General features: G+C 40.0%; 19 protein-coding genes and 1 pseudogene. 6 read left to right on the forward strand and 14 right to left on the reverse strand.

Features of this window, described 5'->3' with window-relative positions; genetic code table 11:
* Position 1: 1 nt before the first annotated feature.
* From FTU17_RS05600 to efp, 5 genes are all read right to left on the reverse strand, one after another.
* Positions 2–907 (reverse strand): DUF58 domain-containing protein, encoded by a 906-nt coding sequence (locus tag FTU17_RS05600; RefSeq protein ID WP_180134862.1) that lies wholly within the window; start codon positions 905–907, stop codon positions 2–4.
* Positions 908–919: 12 nt separating this feature from the next.
* Positions 920–1,876: an AAA family ATPase gene (locus FTU17_RS05605; RefSeq protein ID WP_180134863.1), complete on the reverse strand. Its 957-nt coding sequence runs from the start codon at positions 1,874–1,876 to the stop codon at positions 920–922.
* Positions 1,877–2,105: 229 nt separating this feature from the next.
* The gene (locus tag FTU17_RS05610; RefSeq protein WP_078190160.1) at positions 2,106–2,408 is read right to left on the reverse strand and encodes a YbdD/YjiX family protein; all 303 of its coding nucleotides are present in this window, start codon (positions 2,406–2,408) and stop codon (positions 2,106–2,108) included.
* A gap of 13 nt (positions 2,409–2,421) precedes the next feature.
* Positions 2,422–4,524: a carbon starvation CstA family protein gene (locus tag FTU17_RS05615; RefSeq protein ID WP_180026451.1), complete on the reverse strand. Its 2,103-nt coding sequence runs from the start codon at positions 4,522–4,524 to the stop codon at positions 2,422–2,424.
* A 194-nt stretch (positions 4,525–4,718) separates the two neighbouring features.
* Entirely contained in the window at positions 4,719–5,288 is a 570-nt protein-coding gene (gene efp, locus FTU17_RS05620; protein WP_078190162.1) for an elongation factor P, read from the reverse strand.
* A gap of 388 nt (positions 5,289–5,676) precedes the next feature.
* Between efp and epmB the strand changes: the two genes are divergently transcribed.
* From epmB to FTU17_RS05635, 3 genes and pseudogenes are all read left to right on the forward strand, one after another.
* Entirely contained in the window at positions 5,677–6,693 is a 1,017-nt protein-coding gene (gene epmB / locus FTU17_RS05625; RefSeq protein ID WP_180134864.1) for an EF-P beta-lysylation protein EpmB, read from the forward strand.
* A gap of 14 nt (positions 6,694–6,707) precedes the next feature.
* Positions 6,708–8,453, forward strand: a pseudogene (locus FTU17_RS05630) (GTPase).
* A complete protein-coding gene (locus FTU17_RS05635; RefSeq protein ID WP_180134865.1) occupies positions 8,435–10,564 on the forward strand; it encodes an EAL domain-containing protein in 2,130 nt (709 codons plus the stop codon). The pseudogene FTU17_RS05630 and the gene FTU17_RS05635 overlap by 19 nt, the downstream one beginning before the upstream one ends.
* Before the next feature lie 83 nt (positions 10,565–10,647).
* Here the strand turns inward: FTU17_RS05635 and rpmE are convergent, their stop codons facing one another.
* From rpmE to FTU17_RS05660, 5 genes are all read right to left on the reverse strand, one after another.
* On the reverse strand, positions 10,648–10,872 hold the full coding sequence (gene rpmE, locus FTU17_RS05640) for a 50S ribosomal protein L31 (RefSeq protein WP_078190165.1): 225 nt from the start codon (positions 10,870–10,872) through the stop codon (positions 10,648–10,650).
* 217 nt (positions 10,873–11,089) lie between these two features.
* On the reverse strand, positions 11,090–11,560 hold the full coding sequence (locus FTU17_RS05645) for a hypothetical protein (RefSeq protein WP_180134866.1): 471 nt from the start codon (positions 11,558–11,560) through the stop codon (positions 11,090–11,092).
* A gap of 51 nt (positions 11,561–11,611) precedes the next feature.
* Positions 11,612–12,586 (reverse strand): bile acid:sodium symporter family protein, encoded by a 975-nt coding sequence (locus FTU17_RS05650; RefSeq protein ID WP_180134867.1) that lies wholly within the window; start codon positions 12,584–12,586, stop codon positions 11,612–11,614.
* 224 nt (positions 12,587–12,810) lie between these two features.
* Positions 12,811–13,212 (reverse strand): lactoylglutathione lyase, encoded by a 402-nt coding sequence (gene gloA, locus FTU17_RS05655; protein WP_078191833.1) that lies wholly within the window; start codon positions 13,210–13,212, stop codon positions 12,811–12,813.
* A 198-nt stretch (positions 13,213–13,410) separates the two neighbouring features.
* A complete protein-coding gene (locus FTU17_RS05660) occupies positions 13,411–15,555 on the reverse strand; it encodes an MFS transporter (protein ID WP_180134868.1) in 2,145 nt (714 codons plus the stop codon).
* A gap of 184 nt (positions 15,556–15,739) precedes the next feature.
* Here FTU17_RS05660 and FTU17_RS05665 point away from each other — a divergent pair, with 184 nt between their 5' ends.
* Entirely contained in the window at positions 15,740–18,409 is a 2,670-nt protein-coding gene (locus FTU17_RS05665) for an ATP-binding protein (RefSeq protein ID WP_180134869.1), read from the forward strand.
* 183 nt (positions 18,410–18,592) lie between these two features.
* Here FTU17_RS05665 and grxD read toward each other — a convergent pair whose 3' ends face one another.
* The gene (gene grxD, locus FTU17_RS05670; RefSeq protein WP_067762767.1) at positions 18,593–18,934 is read right to left on the reverse strand and encodes a Grx4 family monothiol glutaredoxin; all 342 of its coding nucleotides are present in this window, start codon (positions 18,932–18,934) and stop codon (positions 18,593–18,595) included.
* 198 nt (positions 18,935–19,132) lie between these two features.
* On the opposite strand from grxD, the gene FTU17_RS05675 reads away from it, so the two are divergent.
* Positions 19,133–20,344, forward strand: coding sequence for an aspartate aminotransferase family protein (locus tag FTU17_RS05675; RefSeq protein ID WP_180134870.1), 1,212 nt, complete (start codon positions 19,133–19,135; stop codon positions 20,342–20,344).
* Between the two features lie 69 nt (positions 20,345–20,413).
* Here FTU17_RS05675 and FTU17_RS05680 read toward each other — a convergent pair whose 3' ends face one another.
* The 3 genes from FTU17_RS05680 to surE all read right to left on the reverse strand — a co-directional run bounded on the left by FTU17_RS05680 (position 20,414) and on the right by surE (position 23,154).
* Positions 20,414–21,343 carry a LysR family transcriptional regulator gene (locus FTU17_RS05680; RefSeq protein ID WP_180134871.1) on the reverse strand — a complete coding sequence of 310 codons (930 nt, stop codon included), beginning with the start codon at positions 21,341–21,343 and terminating at the stop codon, positions 20,414–20,416.
* Positions 21,344–21,435: 92 nt separating this feature from the next.
* Positions 21,436–22,266 carry a peptidoglycan DD-metalloendopeptidase family protein gene (locus FTU17_RS05685; protein ID WP_180134882.1) on the reverse strand — a complete coding sequence of 277 codons (831 nt, stop codon included), beginning with the start codon at positions 22,264–22,266 and terminating at the stop codon, positions 21,436–21,438.
* Between the two features lie 114 nt (positions 22,267–22,380).
* Complete coding sequence (gene surE / locus FTU17_RS05690) at positions 22,381–23,154, reverse strand: 5'/3'-nucleotidase SurE (RefSeq protein ID WP_111884223.1); 774 nt, start codon at positions 23,152–23,154, stop codon at positions 22,381–22,383.
* A 116-nt stretch (positions 23,155–23,270) separates the two neighbouring features.
* Between surE and FTU17_RS05695 the strand changes: the two genes are divergently transcribed.
* Positions 23,271–23,645 (forward strand): MCR_0457 family protein, encoded by a 375-nt coding sequence (locus FTU17_RS05695; protein ID WP_168377836.1) that lies wholly within the window; start codon positions 23,271–23,273, stop codon positions 23,643–23,645.
* Positions 23,646–23,735 lie beyond the last annotated feature (90 nt).

Below are 23,735 nucleotides of genomic sequence, written 5' to 3' on the forward strand. Positions count from 1 at the left end.
ATTAAGCCTGCGCCAATAACCGTTTAGCTTCGGAAAAATGCAGTGCTCCAGTGCCTGATGCTAACTCAGCATTAGGTAAATACAGTGCATATTGATCGTGATTTTGCTCAGCCTGCTCGACCAAACCCATCATAAGGCTAAGTTTTTCTTCATGACTTTGAGCTGGCATATAGTGATAATGAATCTCCAATTTCTTTAGATCTTCATACTGTTCAAAGACTTTCACATATAAGCCTTGTCCTCGTGCTGCTTGTTTCCAAGACACCGCATGAAGTGAATCCCCCGTCTGAAAACTCCGTAATTCGCGAAATTCATCAAGATCAGGTTCAAAATTTTGCTGTTGTTGCTTATTTTCAACGGAATGCAAACTGGCTTGAGGTGCAACCCACGCTGGTTGGTGTACGTACAAATACGTCCAGGCCCGAACCAAACCAAAGGGATAAACACTATAAATTTGTATAGGTGGAATCTGAAAAACACCGCGTTGACTGGTTATAAAATTTAATTGAAAGCCATGCTGTTGCGTATTGAACAATAATTTATGTAGCTGATTTTCAGTTTTAATCCACAAATATCGCGCCTGTTCTACATCTTGTTTAAAGTAAATTTCAACCGAAAGTAATTCACCTACTTGCGGTGTATCAACAACATTTATTTGAATCTGCAACGCATGAAGCTGTTTAAAAGTAATATAGAAACTAATACACAATACGGCGCTAATTAAAAAGCAAAATCCTAAAATCAAGTTATTGGCATAATTCACACCAGCAATAAAGGTGATAAAAATTAACACCAAATACAAGTAGCCTTGCTGATAGATAAAGATCAAGACGTCTTTTTGAGTCAGCTGCTTGTGCTGATCGATTTTAAATCGACGTTCAATCCATTGCTGCCACATCGAAGCCAAGGTTCAACTCCTTTATTGAATCGAAACTTGTTCTAAAAGCTTAAAGGCTTCAAGATCTGACAACCCAATTCGATGAGATACCACAGCTGCAAACACCGCTTGCACATCATCAGGATTCACATAATTTCGCTGCTCAATCAGCGCATAAGCTTGCGCCGCCTTTTTGAGGGCTAAAACACCACGCGTAGAAAGACCATGTCTCCCTTTACGTGTTTCAGCAGCAAGATCCAAAATGTAATCCATCAAACGATCACTCAGATGTATCTGCTCGACAAAACCTTGTAGTTGTAAAATTTCTGCTTCATTAAAGATATGTGCTAATGCTGCAATCAGATCATGGCGTGAAGTTTGTTGGAGCAATAATTTCTCTGCCTGACGCGATGGATAACCTAAAGACAAACGCATTAAAAACCGGTCCAACTGGGACTCAGGTAAGGCATAAGTACCACTTTGAAATAAAGGATTTTGTGTCGCAATCACCCAAAATGGTTGAGGCAAAGCATAGCGCACACCATCAACCGTCACATACCCCTCTTCCATTGCTTCCAATAAGGCACTTTGGGTCTTTGGACTACAACGGTTGATTTCATCTGCCAATAATATTTGGGTAAAAATTGGCCCAGATTTAAACTCAAAATGATGTTCTTTTTGATTAAACATGTTTACCCCAATCACATCACTGGCCAGCATGTCATTGGTAAATTGAATACGTTGAAACTTTAATCCCGCCAAATGTGACAAGGCGCTAGATAATGTCGTTTTTCCTAAACCAGGTAAGTCTTCAAATAGCACATGCCCGCTTGCCAATAGACAAGCTAAAGCCAATTTGGTTTGCTGATTTTTATCCAAAATAATTTGGTTAACTTGTTCGAGGAATGTATTTATTTTCGGGTAAAAAGGCGCAAGGCTCTGCTCACTTAAAAGCGTTGATGTATTATTTTGTTGGCTTTTCTCTGATCCCCAAAACACCTTTTATTCCCCAATAAAAAAGTTAAATGAATGACTAACATACAGGGTTTTATTTAAAAATACAGTGTTTATCTCCAAGCTATACCCAGTTCATTACTTTTAATAGATACGCTTGATATTTATTGAGTATACAAAAGGGTTGTTTTCGCTTCGACTGCTCACAAATCAGCAATAAAAAAAGCGTCCCGAAGAACGCTTTTTTCTTAGATTTTTAGCTCGAGTCACTGCATTAGCAAGGACACTTCTTCATGTCACCACCAGCTGATGGATAACGTGCATCTACACAGTGACGATAAAATGTTTTTGCATCCATCGCTTCCAAATCAGGATGATGTTTTGCCATATGTTCCAAATAGTTTTGGTAATCTGGCACACCCACCATCAGGCGGAAGCTTTGCTGTAAACGTTGCCACAAAGTCGCAATACGTGACCAATTTTTCGGGTTCAGAATTAGATCCTTCTGCGACATAATGGTCATTTTAATGATTTTATAAATCACCGTTTTTCCACTTTTTGCAAACTTCAGGTTCATTCATATTCCCCTATTAATGTGCTGAATTTGACGGATTAATTTCAGCTGGGTCACGGTAAATCGCTTCTGCTTCATTCACCGATGGATTTGGATTTGCCAAGGCACGACGCACCACACCAATCGCTGCAAATAACATCACAAATGCCACGATCATAAAGAATGCACAAAGACCGGCATTGATTTGATTCGACAATGCAACCGTATGCATTTCAGCCATGGTTTTAGCAGGTGCCAACAATTCATTTTTCGCAATGGCTGCATTAAAACGATCTGCTTGAGCCAAGAAACCAATTTTTGGATTTTCGTGGAAAATCTTCTGCCAGCCAGCGGTCATTGAAGTAATAAACAAGAATAATGTTGGGATAATTGTCACCCAAACATACTTTTGTTTTTTCATCTTGAATAAAATCACTGTACCCAAGATCAATGCCATCGCAGCAAGAATTTGGTTACCAATACCAAATAGCGGCCATAAGCTATTAATACCGCCGAGTGGATCCACCACACCTTGGTAAACGAAGAAGCCCCAACCTGCAACAGCCACCGCTGTACCTAACAGATTTCCGAAGAAGTTATGTGAGTTTTTAACCGCAGGAATCACGATACCCACAGTATCTTGCACCATGAAACGACATGCACGTGTACCCGCATCAACTGCCGTTAAAATGAAAAGTGCTTCGAATAAAATCGCAAAGTGATACCAGAACGCCATCATTGAACGGTTATTAAAAATTTCCGTAATGATATGCGCCATACCAATCGCAAATGTTGGTGCACCACCTGTACGAGACAGAATCGAATTTTCACCCACTTCTTGTGCAAGTAAGGTCAATGCTTCAGGTGTTACCACGAAGCCTAATGTACGAACTGCTTCCGCAGCGGACTCAACCGTTGTACCAATCACAGCTGCTGGCGCATTAATCGCAAAATATACACCAGGCTCAAGAATCGTTGCACAGACCAAAGCCATAATCGCAACAAAAGATTCCATCAACATGCCGCCATAACCGATCATGCGAATATCTTTTTCATTATTCACAAGCTTCGGTGTCGTTCCTGAAGAAACGAGCGCATGGAAACCTGAAATTGCACCACAGGCAATGGTAATAAACAAGAATGGGAACATTGAGCCTGCAAATACAGGACCCGTACCATCAATAAAATGCGTTACCGCTGGCATTTTCATTTCAGGCAATGCAAACATGATCCCGATTGCCAAACCTGCAATAACACCAATTTTCAAGAAGGTCGATAGGTAATCACGTGGAGCAAGCAGCAACCAAACGGGTAATACTGATGCTACGAAACCATAACCAATCAACCACCAAGTTAGTTCAGTACCTGAAAGAGTAAAGAATGGACCCCAGTATGGGTGCTGTGCAATGTCGCCACCATAGATAATCCCTGCCATCATCAGTACAAAACCAATGATCGACACTTCTGCAATTTTACCCGGACGGATAAAGCGCATGTAGATACCCATGAAAATCGCAATCGGCACTGTTGCAGCGATACTGAAAACACCCCACGGACTGTTGGTCAACGCTTTTACAACCACCAAAGCAAGTACCGCTAGAATGATGATCATCACACCTAGTGCGCCAAGCATCACGATGATTCCGGCAAAAGAACCCAGTTCTTGTTTTGCCATTTCACCGAGTGAACGACCATCACGACGCGTCGAGATGAATAAGACTAAAAAGTCTTGAACCGCACCAGCCAGTACAACACCCACCAAGAGCCAAATTGTTCCCGGCAAATAACCCATTTGCGCAGCAAGGATCGGTCCAACTAAAGGGCCAGCACCTGCAATCGCAGCAAAGTGGTGACCAAATAGAACGCTTTTATTGGTCGGTACATAATCCAATCCGTCAGCTAAGCGATGGGCAGGCGTTAAACGTCGCTCATTCAGTTCAAAGACTTTATTGGCAATAAATAAACTATAAAAACGATATGCAATGCTATACACACAGATTGCTGCAAGGATCAGCCAAACTGCATTGACATGCTCGCCTCGACTGAGTGCTAGTATGCCGAATGAAACGGCACCTAGAATGGCTACAAACAGCCAGATAATCTTTGAAGCCATTCCTGACTTCGGTTGAATGGTTTCCATCTCAATCCCTCATAAATGTTGAAATAAATCAGCTTGATTTTTCTTGTTCGAGGTACTGCTGTTTCTTCCCTTGAAACTCTACTCCTGTTATGGGCTTTTTCATCTAATACTTTGGCATAAAAACTTAAACCAATAGGTATAAAAAAAGGGATGAATCACTTCATCCCTTTCGATAATAGTCTATTTTTAAACCATTATGCACGTTCTAAATAGTCACCAGTACGAGTGTCTACACGAACGCTTTCTTCTTGCTGTACGAATAATGGAACACGTACAACTGCACCAGTTTCAAGCTTAGCAGGTTTACCGCCACCGCCTGAAGTATCACCACGTACACCTGGATCAGTTTCAACGATTTTTAATACAACGAAGTTTGGTGCGCTCACAGTTAAAGGAACACCATTCCATAACATGATTGTGCAAAGTTCGTTAGAGTCGTCTTTCAACCATTTTGCAGCGTCGCCCATTGCAACTTTGTCTGCCGTGATTTGTTCGAAAGATTCTGGATCCATGAAGTTCCACATTTCGCCATCGTTATACAAGTAGTTCATTTCTACTTCTTGGATGTCAGCAGCTTCTAGTGAATCACCAGATTTGAAAGTTTTTTCTAAAACTTTACCAGTTTTAAGGTTACGTAATTTTACGCGGTTAAAAGCTTGGCCTTTACCTGGTTTTACGTATTCGTTTTCCATGATTGAACATGGGTTACCGTCAAGCATGACCTTAAGGCCTGACTTGAAATCATTCGTAGAATAATAGGCCATGACTGGCTCACTCCAAACTTACTAACTTTAATCTATAGATGCTATGGGCTGTAACATGTCATTTAGCAAGTACTGACTGTAACATTGGCTGCCACATGCACATTAATGTGATATTGCGTATTCTAAATGACCAATGCACCATGTCGCAACGAAAAAATCCCCATTAAAGGGGTCAAGCTGCTTAACTTACACTCAGACATTAAAGAACTTTGTTTATACAATGCCCACAAACAGGTAAAATTGCTGTTTACTGAAACTTAATAAATGTTTCGTAGGCTTCATCCGTTGTAAACTTTATCGGAATTATTTCAGCTTACACTTCAAAGTTCGACGCATTAATTTCAGCAATATTCCCCACTCACCTTTCTGCATTTTTTAAACATTCGGCATGATAAACTATTTATTTCAAGAGCAAAACTGGCAAACTCAATTGAGTGATTTGATTACAAATCCTCAAGAATTACTCGATGTATTAGAACTTTCGCATGATCAGTTATTATCAGGTGCTCAGTTCGCAGCAGATGAGTTTCGCCTACGCGTGCCGCGCGCTTTTGTCGAAAAAATGCAAAAAGGTAATCCGCTCGATCCGCTTTTACTCCAAGTCCTACCGCATCATTTGGAACTTGAAGAACACGCCGGTTTTGTTACCGACCCATTAGGTGAAGAACAAGCCAACCAACAGCCTGGTGTATTACATAAGTACAAGTCTCGATTTTTACTGACCTTAACCGGCGCCTGCGCGGTCCATTGCCGTTATTGTTTCCGCCGGCATTTTCCCTACCAAGAAAACCTGCCTAAAAATGACGATTGGGCAAACATTAAGCAATATATCGAACAACAACCCGATATTAATGAAGTGATTTTGAGTGGTGGAGACCCGCTCACGCTATCAAATCGTAAACTTCAAGTGTGGATTGAACGTTTATCGACTTTGCCACAAATTAAATTTTTGAGAATTCATTCACGAGTTCCTATCGTAATCCCCAACCGTGTCGATGAAGAGCTGGTTTCTATTTTAAAAAACAGTAGGCTACGCATTATTCTAGTGGTACACTCAAATCATGCATCAGAGCTAGATGACTTCACGTGTAGCCAGCTTCAACAGCTTGTCAAACAAGGAATCACCGTGCTGAACCAAGCAGTCTTATTAAAAGGGGTTAATGATTCTGCAGATGTATTGGTCGATTTAAGTTACCGCTTATTCGACGCAGGTGTAATGCCATATTATTTACATGTTCTGGATAAAGTAAAAGGTGCTCATCATTTTGATACACCAGCTCAGGATATTGATTTAATTTATAAAAAAGTTTTAGAGAATCTACCAGGTTATTTGGTTCCTAAACTTGTACGGGAAATAGCGGGCGAAAAAAACAAGACACCGCTTTTTGGGGCTTCAACTTTTTGAGTTAAATAATAAAGATGACCACGCATGCTTCAGATAAGTTTTACAATCCGACTGAATTAAAGCTGGATAAATTAAGCTTTTGTCCGACCAATGCTAAAGGTCTACAAGAGTGGTTAAACGGTATTTCAATTTTACAATTGGGTACCTCATCTAAAGCTTTATTCAATGCCTTACTTGAAATCTCCGAGCTGAAATGCCAAGAGATGTTACGTTTTGATTTGGTTCAAATTTTACATCCGACTATGGAAAGTGTGCTCACGAGCTTAGAAAAACACTTTACCAATCAAAGCCTCATTACCACGGATCGTAATGACCAAATTATCGAATTGGCGATGCTTTTACGCAGTCACTTTGCCAAAATCTATATTGATATTGCCAAACGATGTAATCAGCAGCTCAATCAACAAAAATTTTCGATCTTTTCATTCGGCCATAAAAAAAGCTTACAAACCGCTCGAATTGCGTCGATTTACTATGCGCTACAACAACTGACACTGTTGTTGTATCAACAACATATGTTGTATGCCACACCGACGGCAGGTCAATGGATTGCAGCACATCAACTGATTGAATGTGCCATTGAACACAATTTCTATCAAAGTAATGTCAATCAGTTACTGGGTACCCAACATCAAATTGCAAATATTGCCCAAGCTTATGCACAATTGATCTTGTTAGATATTTTCAATAATCATCAGATTCGCCCTGCTGAAATCCAAGGCTTGTATTTATGTAGCTTTGACTGGGCAAAATTGGTTCAAATCCTACCGAAAGAAACCACGCTTTCACGCTATCTTGTAGACACGAAAAAAGATCACCCACCGATTTATAACTCAAAACAAGATCGGTCTTATCAAGCCAATGTATACATTTCAACGCAAAACTTGCTCGATCATTTGACTCAAACGCAAACTAAGAATGCCAATTATCTGTCTAAAAATGAAAAGTTATTCTTAACCCCAGCGCTATATTTCCATATTCATAATATTTTGACCAACAACACTGAACGTCGTCATGAGCGTTATGAATATTCTGCGCAAATTAATATTTGCTTTAGCTTAATGGTGGCGCATTTCTATCTCTCTAAAGGTAAAAACTTCCACTAAACTTTAGATTTAGAAGGCAATTATCAATTTCACAATGAAGCATCTTTTGTCAATTCGCATGATTCAAATATGCCAACGGGCATGACCAATGCGAAAGCGCTAGATCGTGAAGCAAAACAGATTCATACCGCCGACGTTTTAGATATTAGTGTGAATGGTTATCGCATTAAATGGACTGGCCCTACCCCTGCCAATTTAAAGACCGGCGAATTTATTTTGATCCAAGAAAATGCTCAAAGCCAATGGCGAGGCGGTGTTGTTCGTTGGATCAAACAATCGACTGAAAAAAGTTTGGAATTGGGTCTCGAAGTGCTGGCTCAAGATTTGTATCCATGTTCAGCCCATATTCGTACCGACCGCAATACAACAAATCATCAACCTGCTTTATTGGTACAGACCACACAACTTGATCAAGTGTCTACGACCTTAATTTTACCTGGGGCAAATCTCTTCCGAGAGAAACAAACGATCCACCTTCGCTTAGGCAAAGAAGACATCAAAGTCTACCTCACCAAAGCGCAGTTGGTGACGCAAAGCTTTATTCGCTTTGAATATGAATTATTGAATGAAGAGCAAGAAAATGTCGTTAAAGACTATATTGCGAAACAGAGCAATGAGATCAAAAATAACGACTTATGGGAAGCATTAAAGTGAGAAATCCATTACTATCCAAAAAACTAAAACGTACGGAAACTCGATTACTCATTATTGATGATAATCAAATACGTTTTAACCAGATACGTGATTTATTGACAGACAGCGAACATCAAGTTCATGCCATATTACTTGATGATTTACAAAATTTCGAAAAACAGCTGAATCTCAATTGGGACTTGATCATTTTTGGACGTGCTTATGATTTAAAATATGAACAAGCTTTAAGTTTAGTTCAACTGTCGAGCCAACCGAATTTACCGATTATTTTACTTAAACCTGAAGACTATCAAGCTGAACAATATGCAAGTTTAGTCAAAAAAGGGATTTATGACATCGTCGATATTGCTGAACCTGAAAGTTTCTATTTCGGTTTAATTCGTGCATTGTCTTTTAGTCGCCTACAACAATCTCAACAACATTTAATGGAAGAGCTTGAAACGGCTCAGATTCAAACCCAGTCTTTAGTTGAAGATAGTCGTAAAGCGGTTGCCGTAATTCAAGAAGGTATTCATATTCAAGCCAATGCTGAATATCTCACTTTATTTGGTCTAAAAAATGAAGATGATGTAATTGGTCTGCCCCTGCTCGATCTATTACAACCTTCTGACCTCAATGACTTTAAACAACGTTTTAAAAAAATCAGTCAAGGACAGCTCGACTTAGGACGTTTTGATCTTGATTCGCAAAATATCGCTGTGGCTGGGAAAAACCCACTAAAACTCGAATTTATTGCCGCAGCTGAAGAAGACGCATTACAGCTCGCAATTGAAATTGGTAGTCAAAACAGCAATGCTGTAAGCACCGCGCCAGTTGAAGCCAGCCCACAAAAACCAAAAGCTTTTCAACAACTCAACCGTACCATCGGTCAACAACCTGCCAATGTAAATGCATTAGTGCTATTTACTTTGGCTTCTTGCTCAGATGCGATTTTTCAAAAAGATTGGAATACTTATAAGAGCTATTTCACCAATATTAAAGACTTCTTGAAAGATCAGACTCATGCTCCATTATTTAGTTTAGACAATGGTGCAATCGTTGCCTTATTCCAAGCAGATAATCAGCTCAAACTTGAGTCTAAATTGATTGGTCTCAACACACTGAGCAAACCTCAATTACTCAGTGTAAATAATGAAACTTATCCATTAAATTTACGCATGGGATACAGTGTTTTAGACAGCGATATTCGTGATGAAGCACATTTTGAAACCTTTGTTGCAAAAGCCTTTAATACTGCGCTACCTACCAACCAACAAGCGCCTGAAATCGATTTAACGATTCCATTAGAAATTGATATTCCAAGTTTGGATTTTGGTACACCAGAAGCGCAAATTGCACCGATTGTCGTTAGTGATGAAGCTCCTGTTATCAAAGCCCTTCGCAACTGCTTAGAACGCGGTGAAATTCATCTTAAATATCAGCAACTGTATGATAAAGAAGATTCACATCTATATACTTATGAAGTAACCAGCGGCTTTATTTTTGAAAATAAATGGAAAGATATCGCCCAACTGCGTGAGTTAGCTGAAGACTCAGAGCTATCCATTAAGTTGGATCGTTGGATCTTGGTTGAATCGTGTAAACAGCTACACAACTTCATCACTCAGTTCCCTGAAGCTAAATTAATCGTTAACCTGAACAAAGAAGTGCTATATAGCGACCGCACCTTCCCTGAGTTTATTTCGAAACTGATTACGATTATTCGTAGTAAATTGAAAAATCCGTTAATTTTACAATTTGCAGAAGAAGACATTCAGCTCAATATCGATGCCGCTCAAAAAGCATTTGTTGAACTTCGTAAAAATGGTGCTGAACTGGCTTTACGCAATTTTGGTCATTCGATGTTTAGTGAATCATTATTACGTCAAATGGATGTTCACTGCTTAACATTAGATTCAAGTTTGACCAAAATGCTTGCAAACGATAAGTCATGCCAAGAGCTCCAAGAAAAAATTACCACTTATCATGAAATCAAAACTGTTGAAATCATGCTACGTGAATTAAATGACATGACCCTATTTGCCAATGCTTGGAATGTCGAAGCTCGTTTTATTCAAGGCGATTATTTCCAGAAGAAACTCGACCATCTCATCGATGTTCAGGACCAATAAAGTTCTGAACATTGCCGATTTAAAGTTTATCTTTTTATCGGCACAAAAAAAACGGGCATAAAGCCCGTTTTTCGTTTTGGATATTAACGTTTGATAGAACGTGACATACCAGCAAAACGTTGTTTGAATTTGTCGATACGACCGCCAGTGTCAACGCTTTTCTGTTTACCAGTGTAGAATGGGTGGCAAGCAGAACATACGTCTAGGTAAATAGTTTCTTTACCAAGAGCTGAACGAGTTTCGATTACGTTACCGCATGAACATGTAGCAACTAAAGTTTCGTATTTTGGGTGAATATCGGCGCGCATCGTCGATTACTCCTAAGATTTAAGAAGGTTTAGCTGTCATCGCAATTGATCACTCTTGTATCGCTACAAGGAAGGCTTAAAAAAGCAGACCAACACCATAACAGACCATTCTTTTGGCCCACCGAGACGGATACCGTCAGAGCTAAGCACAACAAGTTGGGGCAAATTATAGCTGATTTTTTATTGTTAATAAATAGATATTCAAGGCTGAATCGCTCTACTCTTTAGGTTGAGCTTGCTCTAAATATTTCTGATATTGTAATTCGACTGTACGCTGAAATTGGGCTTGATCAAAATGGTCTAATTTTTCAATAAATGCAGGACAAAACGTCGCTGCATTTACTGACTGTAATGATCTGCTCATGCCCTCTAACATACTTTGAAGCTGCTGTTTAAATTGTGCATCGACGGGCTGATCAACATCTTTTGCCTTTAATGGCTCTACACCATTAAAACGGACAGCCTGAACCGCAGCAATTAATTTAAGCTTTGCAGCTTGATAAGCCTGATCTAATTCTGTATTCATCTGTGGTTGTCGATCACGACAAAAATCTAGCATGGGCTGTAGGCTGATGAGCGGCATTTTTTCAATGACATCACGGTTACTATTTAAAGATAAATCCTCTTGAGCATGAACGACTGTGTTCATACCCAAGAATAAAATGAAGATGCCTTTTTTAATTTTCATGATTTTTTTTCATCTATATAAGGTATTTTAAAAGGACCTATTCATCTCGCCCTATTCTTGCCCACGGCTTTGTTTTGCCCAAAGGTTGGCAATCACACCACAGACCATCAACTGAATTTGGTGAAAGATCATAATCGGTAAAACTATCATCCCCATCGGCTGCCCAATAAATAAAATTTGTGCCATGGGCACGCCGCTCGCCAAGGTTTTTTTAGAACCACAAAAGAAAATCGTCTTTTGATCAGCTCGGCTAAAGCCCAACCAACGTGGTACATATAGCGCCAATAACATAATGATTGTTAACAAGACAGAGCACGCCACAATCAACAGGAATAAAGTAATACCACTCACATGATGCCATAGCCCTGCCACCACCGCACTGCTGAATGCGCCATAGACCACCATCAAAATTGAGCCCTGATCAAATACCTTCACAATTTTTGGCATTTTCTTCATATAAGGAAACACCCAAGGACGGAGGAGCTGCCCTAAAATGAAGGGAATCAGTAATAACAGGGTAATTTGGATAATAGATGCCGTCGGATCGTAGTTATGTTGTGACTGACCGAGAATAAAATAGGCCACCATCACTGGGGTAATAAACATCCCAATAATATTTGAAAATGATGCACTACAGACTGCGCCAGCAACATTACCCTGTGCTACCGAAGTAAATGCAATAGAAGACTGTACTGTCGAGGGTAAAAAGCACATAAACAAAAAGCCCCAATACAACTCTTGCCCTAACATCGGCACGAGAATTGGTTTCGCCATTAAACCCAATAATGGAAATAATGCAAAGGTAAAAGCAAAAACTAAAGCATGTAACTTCCAGTGCATTATGCCTTCAACCACAGCCTCACGAGATAACTTTGCACCATGGAGGAAAAATAAAATGGCAATTGCAGCCGTGGTAATATAGCCAAAGATTTCTGCAGCTTGTCCACTAACAGGCAAAAAAGTCGCAAGTATAACCATTACAAAAAGTAGAATGGTAAAACGATCCAAAGCTAACATTTTCAGCATAACAACATCCTGTACAAATTTCCCTTTAAAGCTCATCGGCAAAAAAAATGCCCAATAAGCTAAATTTACCATTGAGTAAATTTCATCTTACTGGGCCATGTAAATAAAGCCAGCTTTTCTCCGATATATTCATTATTTTAAACGTTGATAGTGAGCTCAACGCAAAAATATTTATAAATAAGAATATTCAGCATTACAGATGACTTTAAATGAATAATTACTGATTAATTATTTCGTGCATTTGAGTCTTGTTGGATCAACTCAATTTTATAGCCATCTGGATCTTCAACAAAGGCTATGACAGTCACACCACCTTTCATTGGCCCTGCTTCGCGTACCACGTTTCCGCCACGTGCTTTAATTTCTTCACAAGCCTTGTAGGCATCATCTACTGCAATAGCAATATGGCCATAAGCGTTACCCAATTCATAACTCTCCGTATCCCAGTTATGCGTTAACTCGAGTACGGTATGATTTTCTTCATCACCATAGCCCACAAATGCCAAAGTAAAACGACCTTCTTCATAATCACGCTTACGAAGCAAAGTCATACCGAGTACTTCAGTATAGAACGCCAATGAACGTTCTAAATTGCCTACACGTAACATAGTATGCAGCATGCGCATAATCGAGTTTCCTAAATCTATCATTATGTTTGAATACTATAGGGATTTAACATGCAAAGTTCAATTTAAGTCTAGAGCACATATACCCACTGATTTCAAATATCCTTGTCTAAAACCACAGATATACTTAGGCTATTTAACAGCTTAGAATAAAAAAGCCCACTCAAACTGAATAGGCTTTTTTAAAGTTAAATTGAATTATGAATTAGATTTTTGTTTATGTTCTCTCAATAGTTTGGCGACCCAAACCACTAAAATTAAAATCGGAATACCAATTAAAGTCGTCATCAAGAAAAAGTTTGGATAACCGATATTGGTCACAATCGTACCTGAGTAACCGCCTAAAATTTTAGGGGTTAAAGTCATTAATGAACTAAAGATGGCATATTGAACCGCTGTGAAAGAAACACTGGTCAAGCTCGATAAAAATGCAATAAATGCCGCGCCTGCAAGACCTGACGCCAAGTTATCGACAATGATCGCGAAATATAGCCACAGCGAACTATAAGGCTTAATGACCTTACCTTTGATGTCCACATTTTGTTCAGCACTAGCCAAATTAATCGGTTGAATATCAACACCAAGCACACCCGCCATATTGGCCGCTGTATTCACTTGATATGCTAAATCGACACTCTTTTTCACTACATCATTTTCTAGCAGTTGAGCCGTTAATGTTTTTTGCTTTGCTGTTTCGAGCGCTTGCCCTGGAATTGCAGCACTAAAAACACCGGTTTTATCAAGCTTCGCGTCGAATGATTTAGCATCCAAAATAATTTGAATTTTTTGATTTTCTTTTAACTCGCCTGCCAAGTATTGTCCACGGACCACGATACTATTTGCAGTCTCTTGAGCTGAAATCGTGTTATCTGAAGTCACTGGCAGCAACATCATTGCTGAGTTTGAAAAAGCATTATTCAGATACGGCAAACTCACCTGTATTGGATGTTGATTCTTAGACTGATAATCCGCACTGACTTTAATATTTTGATCTGCAGCCAAGACTGCTTTTGGAATTTGAACTGCCCAAGCACCCGTATCATCCGGCGTCGCTGTATAGTGCTGCCCTGCTACATTTACAGTGACATCGCTTAATGGCTGACCTGATTTGACCAGACCGATAAAAATCAAGTTTGTTGAACTTGCTAAAATCGCACCAACAAACATCAATTTCATAATGTTCATGCGCTGCGCTAGCAAACCGCCAAGGAAGCCGCCAACCAAGCTAAAAATCACACCATAGACTTTTACAGCTTCAGCAATCTGCTCTTTGGTGAAGTTTAAATCTTGATAAAACACATTAGAAATGACGCCGGCGATAATATCGGAAATACGGTAAAAACCAATAAGTAACAACAGTACTAAAGCCAGTTTTAGACCATAGCGCTTAAAGAAATCTGCAACTGGATTAACCCAAGTTTCAAATGCCATCTGCTTATTTACAGCACCTGATTTCACTAAAACAGAACCGACACCAAAAGCAACCACAGCTGAACCAATAAAGCGTACAGTCTCTAAACAGAACAATGCAAATGAGTCTGTAATTTGCCAATGCTCTTTCAAGCTTTCAACCGCAACGCCTGAATAGATATAACTCAAAACAAAAGCAACCACCGCAGCAAAGAATACAGCGACTAAGCGATAATAGTCGGTCCGTTTATAATGCTTTTGTACACGGTCAACCTGCGGCTCACGTATCGATAAAGTTGTGATAATACCGATAACCATTACAGCAGCCATTGCAAGGTAAGTATATTTCCAAGCTTCATAAATATAGTTACCTTTGGCCGTGCCTAAATATGCCGCCAAAAATAACGCCCCTGCACCTGCCACGATCATGCCGATACGATAACCTGCATTATAGGTCGAAGCTAAAACGGTCTGCATTTCAGTTTCAGCCAACTCAATACGATAAGCATCAATCACAATGTCTTGCGTTGCGGCAGAAAAACCTAGTAATACGGCTCCAGCAGCCATTTGGTAAATATAGCTTTGTCCTAAAGCTGGGTCTGAAAATGCCATGATACAAATTGCACAGATAATGAGAACTTGAGCGATCAATAACCATGCACGGCGACGTCCGAGTTGTTTGGTTAAAAATGGCACAGGCAACTCATCAATTAATGGCGCCCAAACAAACTTAAACGAATAGCCAAGCGCTGCCCAACTAAAAAAAGTCACTGCACTTTTATCAATTCCTGCTTCACCTAACCAAAGCGATAAACTGGAAAAGATCAGTAAAATTGGGATGCCGGCCGAAAAGCCAAGAAAAAGCATAATCAGTGCACGTCGGTCTAAAAATGCATTAAAAGCAGATTTCCATCCTGAAGCTTGTGTTGTCATGACTCAGTTATTTTTGTCAAAATCGAATGATGCTATTCAAGCGCTTAATGACAACGGTTTCAACAACATTTATGAAATCATTGTTTTATTTTATCGATATTTCGCATGCTGTTGCTTGATCTTTGGCATTAAACCTGTATACCTTAATTACATATCTCTATTCTTTAGTTTTTTGGATTCAACAGTGACCCAGCGACTTGAACAAATTCACTCTTCTTTATCAACCACCATTAATGAACCCAACACAAAAAACTTAGCAGAAACAGTAACGACACTAAAGAGCGCTTTTGATCAACCCGAAATACAGAATACTTTAACTAAAACCCAGTTGCAGCCGCTTCAGCTGACGCATACGCCTGAGCTTAAAAAAATACCGACGTCTACCAAGCGGATCAAACCACTCAATGACTTTTTAGGACAAGATCGTGCCCGTGCTTCGGTTGAAGCTGGCATTGCATTGCCCTATTCAGGCTATAACATTTTTGCTGTAGGTACCGCAGGCTTAGGTAAGCGCACCATGATTAAGCGCTTATTACAACAACACGCTAAAAATATGCCAACGCCTTCAGACTGGGTGTATGTCAATAATTTCAAGTTTCCGCGTGAACCGATTGCGCTGAAACTTCCTTCTGGTCAAGCGACAAAATTCCAAACGTTATTACATCAAAGTTGGCAAACTATATTAAAACAGCTTGAACGTCGCTTCACCGCAGAAACCTATCACAATCGCATTGAAATGATTCGCCAACATGCTGGTGATGAACAACATCTTGCTTTAGTTGAATTAACCCGAGAAGGTGAAGAGCTCGATCTTAAACTGATTTCTCAGGATGATGATCATTGTTTCGTTCCGATGCATTTGGTCGATAACAAATACCAAGAAATGTCGAAAGAAGACATCAATGCTTTAAGCAGCAAACAACGTGCTGAAATTGCGTCAAACGTCCGTTATATGGATAAAAAACTTGAACGTCTTGGTCTACATCTTGGTGATCTTGAAGATGACGCACGCGATAAAGTTCAGGTTTTAAACCGTGAAATTGCTAAACAAGTCGTCATGCCGCGTATTGATGTAATTCAAAATAAATTCAGCATGGTTGAAGGCTTGGAAGATTATCTGAAGCAATATGCAGATGACATCATTCAAAATGTTGAGTTTGTGCTTGAGCAAGAAGAAGATGACTTTACACCTGGCCTATTTAACCGCGTGCCATCTCGCTACCAAGCTAACATCATCGCCACACACAAACCAAATGCTGGTGCGCCCGTTATTTTTGAAGATTTCCCAACCCATTACAATTTGCTAGGTCATGTCGAACAACTGACCCAAAATGGCACCATCACCACAGACTTTACGTTAATCCGTCCTGGTGCATTGCATAAGGCCAATGGTGGATTCCTCATCTTGGAAGCTGAACAACTTTTAGAGCAGCCTTATGCATGGCAAGGTCTAAAACGTGCATTAAAGTCAGGACATTTAAAGCTGTCTTCACTTGAACATATGCTTACATTGACAGGCAGTATTTCGATTGAGCCTGAAGCTATTGATTTAAATATCAAAGTGATCCTGCTTGCTGAACCTGATATTTATTACGATATTTTAGAACTCGAACCAGAACTGGGCAGTGTCTTTAAAATTCGTGCCGATTTTACCGATACATTACAACGTAATGACATTAATGAGCAGGCATATATGCAGCTAATTGCTGATTATGTGCAAACAGACAAACTTCTGCCGTTTGACCGTACAGCACTTGCTGCACTGTTAACTGATTCAAGTCGTCAAGCTGAAGATCAAAGCTCTTTGTCATTACATGCCCTCACCTTAGGTGATTTGATTCGTGAAGCACATCATCATGCAGCACTTGCTGGCGATAAAATGGTGACAGAAACACATATCAACACCGCTCTTGATCATCGTAAATACCGTCTAGGCTACTTACGTGAATTATATTGGCAAGATCTTACTCGCGGTACACAGTTAATCGAAACCAAAGGTCATCGATTCGGGCAGATTAACGCCCTCTCTGTGATTCAATATGCTGATGTTGAATTTGGTTTACCGTCACGTTTAACGGCTTCGGTTTATCAAGGTGGCGGCGATATTTTAGATATCGAACGTAGTGTAGAACTCGGTGGTTCTTTACATGCCAAAGGCGTCCTGCTGATGTCGAGTTTCTTAAAGGCACACTTTGGTCGTGAACAAATTTTACATTTTTCTGCTGCCCTTGCCTTTGAGCAAAGCTATGGCCAAGTAGATGGCGACAGCGCAACTGTTGCAGAGCTTTCAGCTCTTATTTCCGCTATTAGCCAATTACCGATCGATCAATCATGGGCAATCACTGGCTCAATGAACCAATTGGGTCAAGTTCAACCGATTGGTGGTGTAAATGCCAAGATTGAAGGCTTCTATGATGCATGTAAATTACAAGGGCTAACAGGCAAGCAAGGTGTGATTATTCCACGCCAAAATATGCAGCACTTAATGTTACGTAAAGATGTGATTGAAGCTGTACAAAAAGGTCAATTCCATATTCACGCCATAGATACCATTGACCAAGCTCTAGAAATTTTGATGGCGCGTCCAGTAGGCACTCTTGATAAAAAAGGTCGTTATAGCAAAGGCTCAATCTACGCTGCTGTCATGGAGCAACTTGAATACTGGCAAGCGATTGAAGATGGTGCTGAGTTTGAGGAAGAAGAGCCAAAGAAAAAGAAAAAAAAGAAGAAGTCAAAAAAGGACAAAGATAAAAAGGCAAAGAAGTCTGAAGCTCAAGACAGTACTGCTAAAAATGGGACTACTGAAAACGAGCAACGTGTTGAAGAAAGTCCGACTGAAGACAATCCGTCATAAATCTTCGATGAGTTTATTCATTTGTTGATTTTTCCGCCATTCATTACACTTTAAATGCCTTTGAAATGGTGGAAAAACGCATAACCTCAGACTTTTTAGATAATTAAGTCATAAAAAAAAGCGCCTTAAAGGCGCTATTTTTTATCTGTATCCAATGATTAAAACCATCAAATACATATCCAATTAAGCTTCCGGAGCTGGGCTATATTGTTCAACTAAAGGTTGTAATTCACCTTTTTGGAACATATCAAGCATAATGTCGCTACCACCGATCAACTCACCATTGATCCATAATTGTGGGAAAGTCGGCCAGTTTGCAATTTGTGGAAGAGTTGCGCGAATATCTTGATTTTCAAGAATATTTACATAAGCAAACGGACGACCAATTTGACTGAGCGCTTCTACTGCACGCGCAGAGAAACCACACTGTGGAAACTGTGGAGTGCCTTTCATATAAAGTAGAACTGCGTGTTTAGCAATTTGGTCACGAATTAACGCTTCTGTATCGCGTGCTTGTTCAGTCATTGATATATCCTCAATAAATCTGCTTCGCATTATACCCAAAACTGAGTAAAACAATATGACTAAAGCAATATTTCACGTTTTATTTACATTTCAGCTTTTCAATTGAGCCATATTTTGCTTATATAGACCTCTTGATGCTCATATATATATGGCGTCTCCTCTATATTATTTCAATCACCTGACAAATTAGAGTTAGTCATGAATAACATTACCCTTGCCCCAGTACAAACTGATCAACCATCGCACTTGATGCCAGTCTTTGGCCGCCAACCGATCAGCTTTGTCCGAGGTCAAGGTGCTCACCTGTATACTGCAGATGGCACAGAATACTTAGACGCACTGACAGGGATCGCTGTTTGTGGTTTAGGTCACTCACATCCTGCAATTACAGCAGCAATTGCTGAACAGGCAGCGACCCTCATTCACACCAGTAACTTATTTGAAGTGCCTTGGCAAACGGCTGCTGCGCAAAAATTAGCAGAAGTTGCGGGTATGGAAGAGGTTTTCTTCTCAAATAGTGGTGCAGAATCAAATGAAGGTGCAATCAAAATTGCACGTAAATTTGGTCATATGCAAGGTGTCGCAACACCAAAAATTATCGTTGCTGATCATTCTTTCCATGGTCGTACCATGGCAACCTTATCTGCAACAGGTAACAAAAAAGTTCAAGAAGGCTTTGGCCCATTGGTTGAAGGTTTTATCCGTGTACCTTTCGGTGATATCGAAGCGATTGAGGAAGCGGCGATTCACCACCCTGACATCGTAGCGATTTTGGTTGAGCCGATCCAAGGTGAAGGTGGTGTAAATACTGCACCTCAGGGTTTTAGCTACCTCGAAGAAATTCGTCAAATCTGTAATCAGCACAACTGGTTAATGATGCTTGATGAAGTGCAAACAGGTAATGGTCGTACAGGTAAATACTTTGCGTATCAACACACTAATATTGTTCCTGATGTGCTAACTACAGCTAAAGGTCTGGGTAATGGCTTCCCTATCGGCGCAGTCATGACTCAAGGTCGTGGTGTTGGCGTTTTAACAGCGGGTAACCACGGTTCAACTTATAGCGGTACAGCATTAGGTTCACGTGTGGTTTATACCGTGATTGATACCATTCAAAAAGAAAACCTTGTTGAAAATGCTGCAAATATGGGTGCGTACCTTGTTGAGCAATTCACAGAGCAACTTGCCGAGCAAAACGTAACTGTTCGTGGTTTTGGTTTAATGGTCGGCATTGAATTACCAAAAGCATGTGGTGAACTTGTGAATATTGCACGTGATGAGCATCACTTGATTATTAACGTAACAGCAGGTTCTGTGATTCGTTTATTGCCTACGCTAAACATCAATAAAGAACAAGCGGATATCTTGATTGAACGCATTGTTAAAATGGTGAAAAACTTTCTAGCCTAATTTATGCCGAAAGTAAAAAAAGCCGCTAATTGCGGCTTTTTTTTATAACTTTTTCAAGCTTTATTGTTTTTATGAGGCTTCTTGGTATATACGTCCGCCTGGTAATTGACTGAAATACAATTTTAATGCATCTAGGCAACGATGAATCTTGGTAGGCTGTTGATCACGTTTAGACATCACAGCATATAGAGTGAATGATGGTAAGCGCCATTCTGGTAAAACTTCAACAAGAGAACCGTTTAATAAGTCTTTTTGCGTATCTAGATATAATATTCTTGCAATGCCATGTCCTTGTTGGCACATTGCTTTTGCAGCAAATACATTATTTGTTGTAAATCGGGAATGCACATCCAATGCAACCTGCTCTTTCGTCACTGCATTTTCAAATGCAAAATGCTGAAAGTTTTTAACCAAATTTATTTGAACCATATCATGATTTTGTAAATCTTCTGGTCGTGTAATTAAACTGGTTTGGTTGATATAGCTTGGTGCAGCAACGAGAACTTGTTCAACATGCGCCAATGGCACGACATGAAACTGTTGATCATCAATTTTTGAACTCATGCGTAGCGCAATATCAATGCGTCCATCAATTAAGTCGATATATTGATTATCTGCTTCTAAATGAACTGATAAACCACGATGTGCCGACATCCAATGTGACAATGCAGGAATCACATGATTCGCACAAAGTTCTGGTGTTGATGCAATACGTAATTCACCGACTAAGTCGTCACGAAGCTCATTGATACGAATTTTGCCGCGCTCTGCGGCAGATAGCATCTCTTGGCAACTATGAAAAAAAGCTTGTCCAGCTTCTGTCAAACTCAACTTACGTGTTGAACGATGTAAAAGAATGACTTCCATATCCTGCTCTAGTGAGCGGATTTGCTGACTCACGGCACTCGTGGTAATACCTAACTCACGAGCAGCACCGCTAAATGAATTTTTTTCCACAACGCAAGCAAAGACACCCATTGCTCGAAGTTGATCTAACATAAATTTCCCTCATAAACTTATGAGAAGCTTCATCTTTCGATAAAAGCAACTCATTGTATTATACGGGGATATTTTGCTTTTGCATTATATATTTAATTATTTGGTAAAACTGCAGTTGGATTGATTGGTTTACCATCTAAACGCACCTGAAACTCAAGCATCGTACGGTTTGTACCCGATGAACCCATCTCACCAATTTGCTGCCCTGCTTTCACAGTATCACCACTTTTGACATTCATTTTACTGTTATGTGCATATGCGGTGATATAGCCATTAATGTGCTTCACCAAAATTAAATTGCCGTACTCTTTAAGACCATCGGCTGCATAGACCACTTGACCATCAGCTGCTGCAAAAATAGCGTCACCCGTATTGCCTGCGTAACGTATTCCTTTCACATTCGATGCTAAGTTATAGCCTTGTAATACCGTAGGACGCGATACTGGACTCACCCAACGTAAACTTGAAGAACTGACCACTGGCGTTGGAACTGTAGTTCGCGTCACTGTCGATGGAGTGGTTGAAGCTTGAGTCACGGGCGCTGTTTGCGTTGGCATTGCAATCGTTTGGCGTTGAATTGGTGCCGCTTGAGTCATGGCTTGTGTAGACGTCGTACGACGAGAGCCACTATTTTTAAGGCGAATGGATTGTCCAACATAGATGCGATAAGGCTGGGCAATATCGTTCATTTCTGCGATGCTGACATAGCTCAAGCCATAGCGAGCTGCAATGCCACTTAAAGTATCTCCCGAACGAACTGTATAATAATCCGGAGCAGTCGCATAACGGGTCGCATTATTAATTTGTGGTTTTGACGCACAGCCAGTCATGACCAAAGTTGTTACCACAGCAGCAGATAAAACAAGGGTCTTAAATAATGCTGCAGGAGCGGTAATAACGCGATATTGTGACACCAGGGACATCATCTTCCTCACTAATAATTCAAATATAGTCATTATGAATGGGCTAAGATTAGCAAAAATCCACTCTAAAAAAGTTGCGACATAACCATTTTCACAAAGTTATAACACTAATACTTAAATTTTAGATAACTCTGCGTGTAAGTTATTCAAAATCTCATAGTTTGTAGCATCCATTTGTATAGGCGTTACACTGACATAACCATTTGCCACGGCAAAGAAATCTGACTCGATATCGGTTAAGCCTTTCTTAGGCTCTGCCACTGCCTCGCCTGCCAAGCCAATCCAATAGACTTGACGACCACGCGGGTCTACATGACTGGTAATCGGTTTGGACTGTAAACGTCTTCCTTGATAGGTCACTTTGGTGCCTTGAAGTTCAGCAACATCTGGAATATTAATATTAAAAATATGTCGTGCAGGTAGCGCGGGTAGTCCATTGGCAATAAAATCATGCACCCATTGTGCAGCTACGGCATAATCTTCAGGGTTGTTATAACTACGCACATTCGGTCCAGCCAAAGACACGGCTAGCGCAGGTTGTTTCATTAAACGACCTTCAAATGCGGCACCGACCGTCCCTGAATACAGCACATCATCACCCAGATTTGCGCCGCTATTGATCCCACTCACCACCAAATCAAATTCAAAATCGAACAGACCATTCATTGATAAATACACACAGTCCGCAGGTGTGCCATTTACCGCCCACATATTTGGTGCAATTTCGACAGGTCGTAATGGTCGATCTAAAGTCAGTGCACTTGAAAAACCACTGCGTTCACTTTCAGGTGCAACAATCACCACACGACCGAGAGGACGCAATGCATGTGCTAAAGCTTGGATACCGGGAGCAAAAACGCCATCATCATTGGCAATTAATATATTCACAACTAAATTTCCATTACTAAAAAATTAAAAATGACTCGCAAGAACATTTTATTGAAATATATGAATAATTATATATATTTACATTTCAACATCCAGCATAAATGTGTGTGTACAAAATGAATAAAACCGTAGCACTTCGTGGTTTATTGGGCTTTGCTCTAGCAGCTTGCATGACTCAAACTGTGGTCGCAGACAATGACTTCACTCAAGAAGAAGCCAATACCATCGTAAAAGAAGACATTGCATCTGCACAAGTCATGTTAGAAGTATGCCCTGCGATTATTGGTCAAAATGCAAAATTTGATGCCAACATTCAAGCACTCACTAAAACATATCTTGCTGATTATTCTGATAAATCAATGACTTTAGAAAAACTACAGTCTGACAGCGAATATAAATCAGTTCTTGAAGAAGCACGTCAAGCTGCTAAAGAAACTGATAAAGCTGAACAAAAATCAGTTTGTGATGACGTTTTAAATTATGAAGGTTAATTGATCATTCAGATTTGGACGCCCTCTCAATAGGTTAGTCCTAATTGCATCAAACCTGCCAAAAAAGGATGACGCTTTATAGCCTCATCC

The sequence above is a fragment of the Acinetobacter sp. YH12070 genome (genome assembly GCF_013419625.1).
In the GTDB taxonomy this organism is placed as follows: domain Bacteria; phylum Pseudomonadota; class Gammaproteobacteria; order Pseudomonadales; family Moraxellaceae; genus Acinetobacter; species Acinetobacter amyesii.

Excerpts from the sequence above, each read along its gene's own strand:
- FTU17_RS05610 (WP_078190160.1), bottom strand. The coding sequence starts at position 2,408 with ATGAACCTGAAGTTTGCAAAAAGTGGAAAAACGGTGATTTATAAAATC.
- FTU17_RS05615 (WP_180026451.1), bottom strand. The coding sequence starts at position 4,524 with ATGGAAACCATTCAACCGAAGTCAGGAATGGCTTCAAAGATTATCTGG.
- efp (WP_078190162.1), bottom strand. The coding sequence starts at position 5,288 with ATGGCCTATTATTCTACGAATGATTTCAAGTCAGGCCTTAAGGTCATG.
- epmB (WP_180134864.1), top strand. The coding sequence starts at position 5,677 with ATGATAAACTATTTATTTCAAGAGCAAAACTGGCAAACTCAATTGAGT.
- FTU17_RS05635 (WP_180134865.1), top strand. The coding sequence starts at position 8,435 with ATGGGAAGCATTAAAGTGAGAAATCCATTACTATCCAAAAAACTAAAA.
- rpmE (WP_078190165.1), bottom strand. The coding sequence starts at position 10,872 with ATGCGCGCCGATATTCACCCAAAATACGAAACTTTAGTTGCTACATGT.
- FTU17_RS05645 (WP_180134866.1), bottom strand. The coding sequence starts at position 11,560 with ATGAAAATTAAAAAAGGCATCTTCATTTTATTCTTGGGTATGAACACA.
- FTU17_RS05650 (WP_180134867.1), bottom strand. The coding sequence starts at position 12,586 with ATGCTGAAAATGTTAGCTTTGGATCGTTTTACCATTCTACTTTTTGTA.
- gloA (WP_078191833.1), bottom strand. The coding sequence starts at position 13,212 with ATGCGCATGCTGCATACTATGTTACGTGTAGGCAATTTAGAACGTTCA.
- FTU17_RS05660 (WP_180134868.1), bottom strand. The coding sequence starts at position 15,555 with ATGACAACACAAGCTTCAGGATGGAAATCTGCTTTTAATGCATTTTTA.
- grxD (WP_067762767.1), bottom strand. The coding sequence starts at position 18,934 with ATGACTGAACAAGCACGCGATACAGAAGCGTTAATTCGTGACCAAATT.
- FTU17_RS05675 (WP_180134870.1), top strand. The coding sequence starts at position 19,133 with ATGAATAACATTACCCTTGCCCCAGTACAAACTGATCAACCATCGCAC.
- FTU17_RS05680 (WP_180134871.1), bottom strand. The coding sequence starts at position 21,343 with ATGTTAGATCAACTTCGAGCAATGGGTGTCTTTGCTTGCGTTGTGGAA.
- FTU17_RS05685 (WP_180134882.1), bottom strand. The coding sequence starts at position 22,266 with ATGTCCCTGGTGTCACAATATCGCGTTATTACCGCTCCTGCAGCATTA.
- FTU17_RS05695 (WP_168377836.1), top strand. The coding sequence starts at position 23,271 with ATGAATAAAACCGTAGCACTTCGTGGTTTATTGGGCTTTGCTCTAGCA.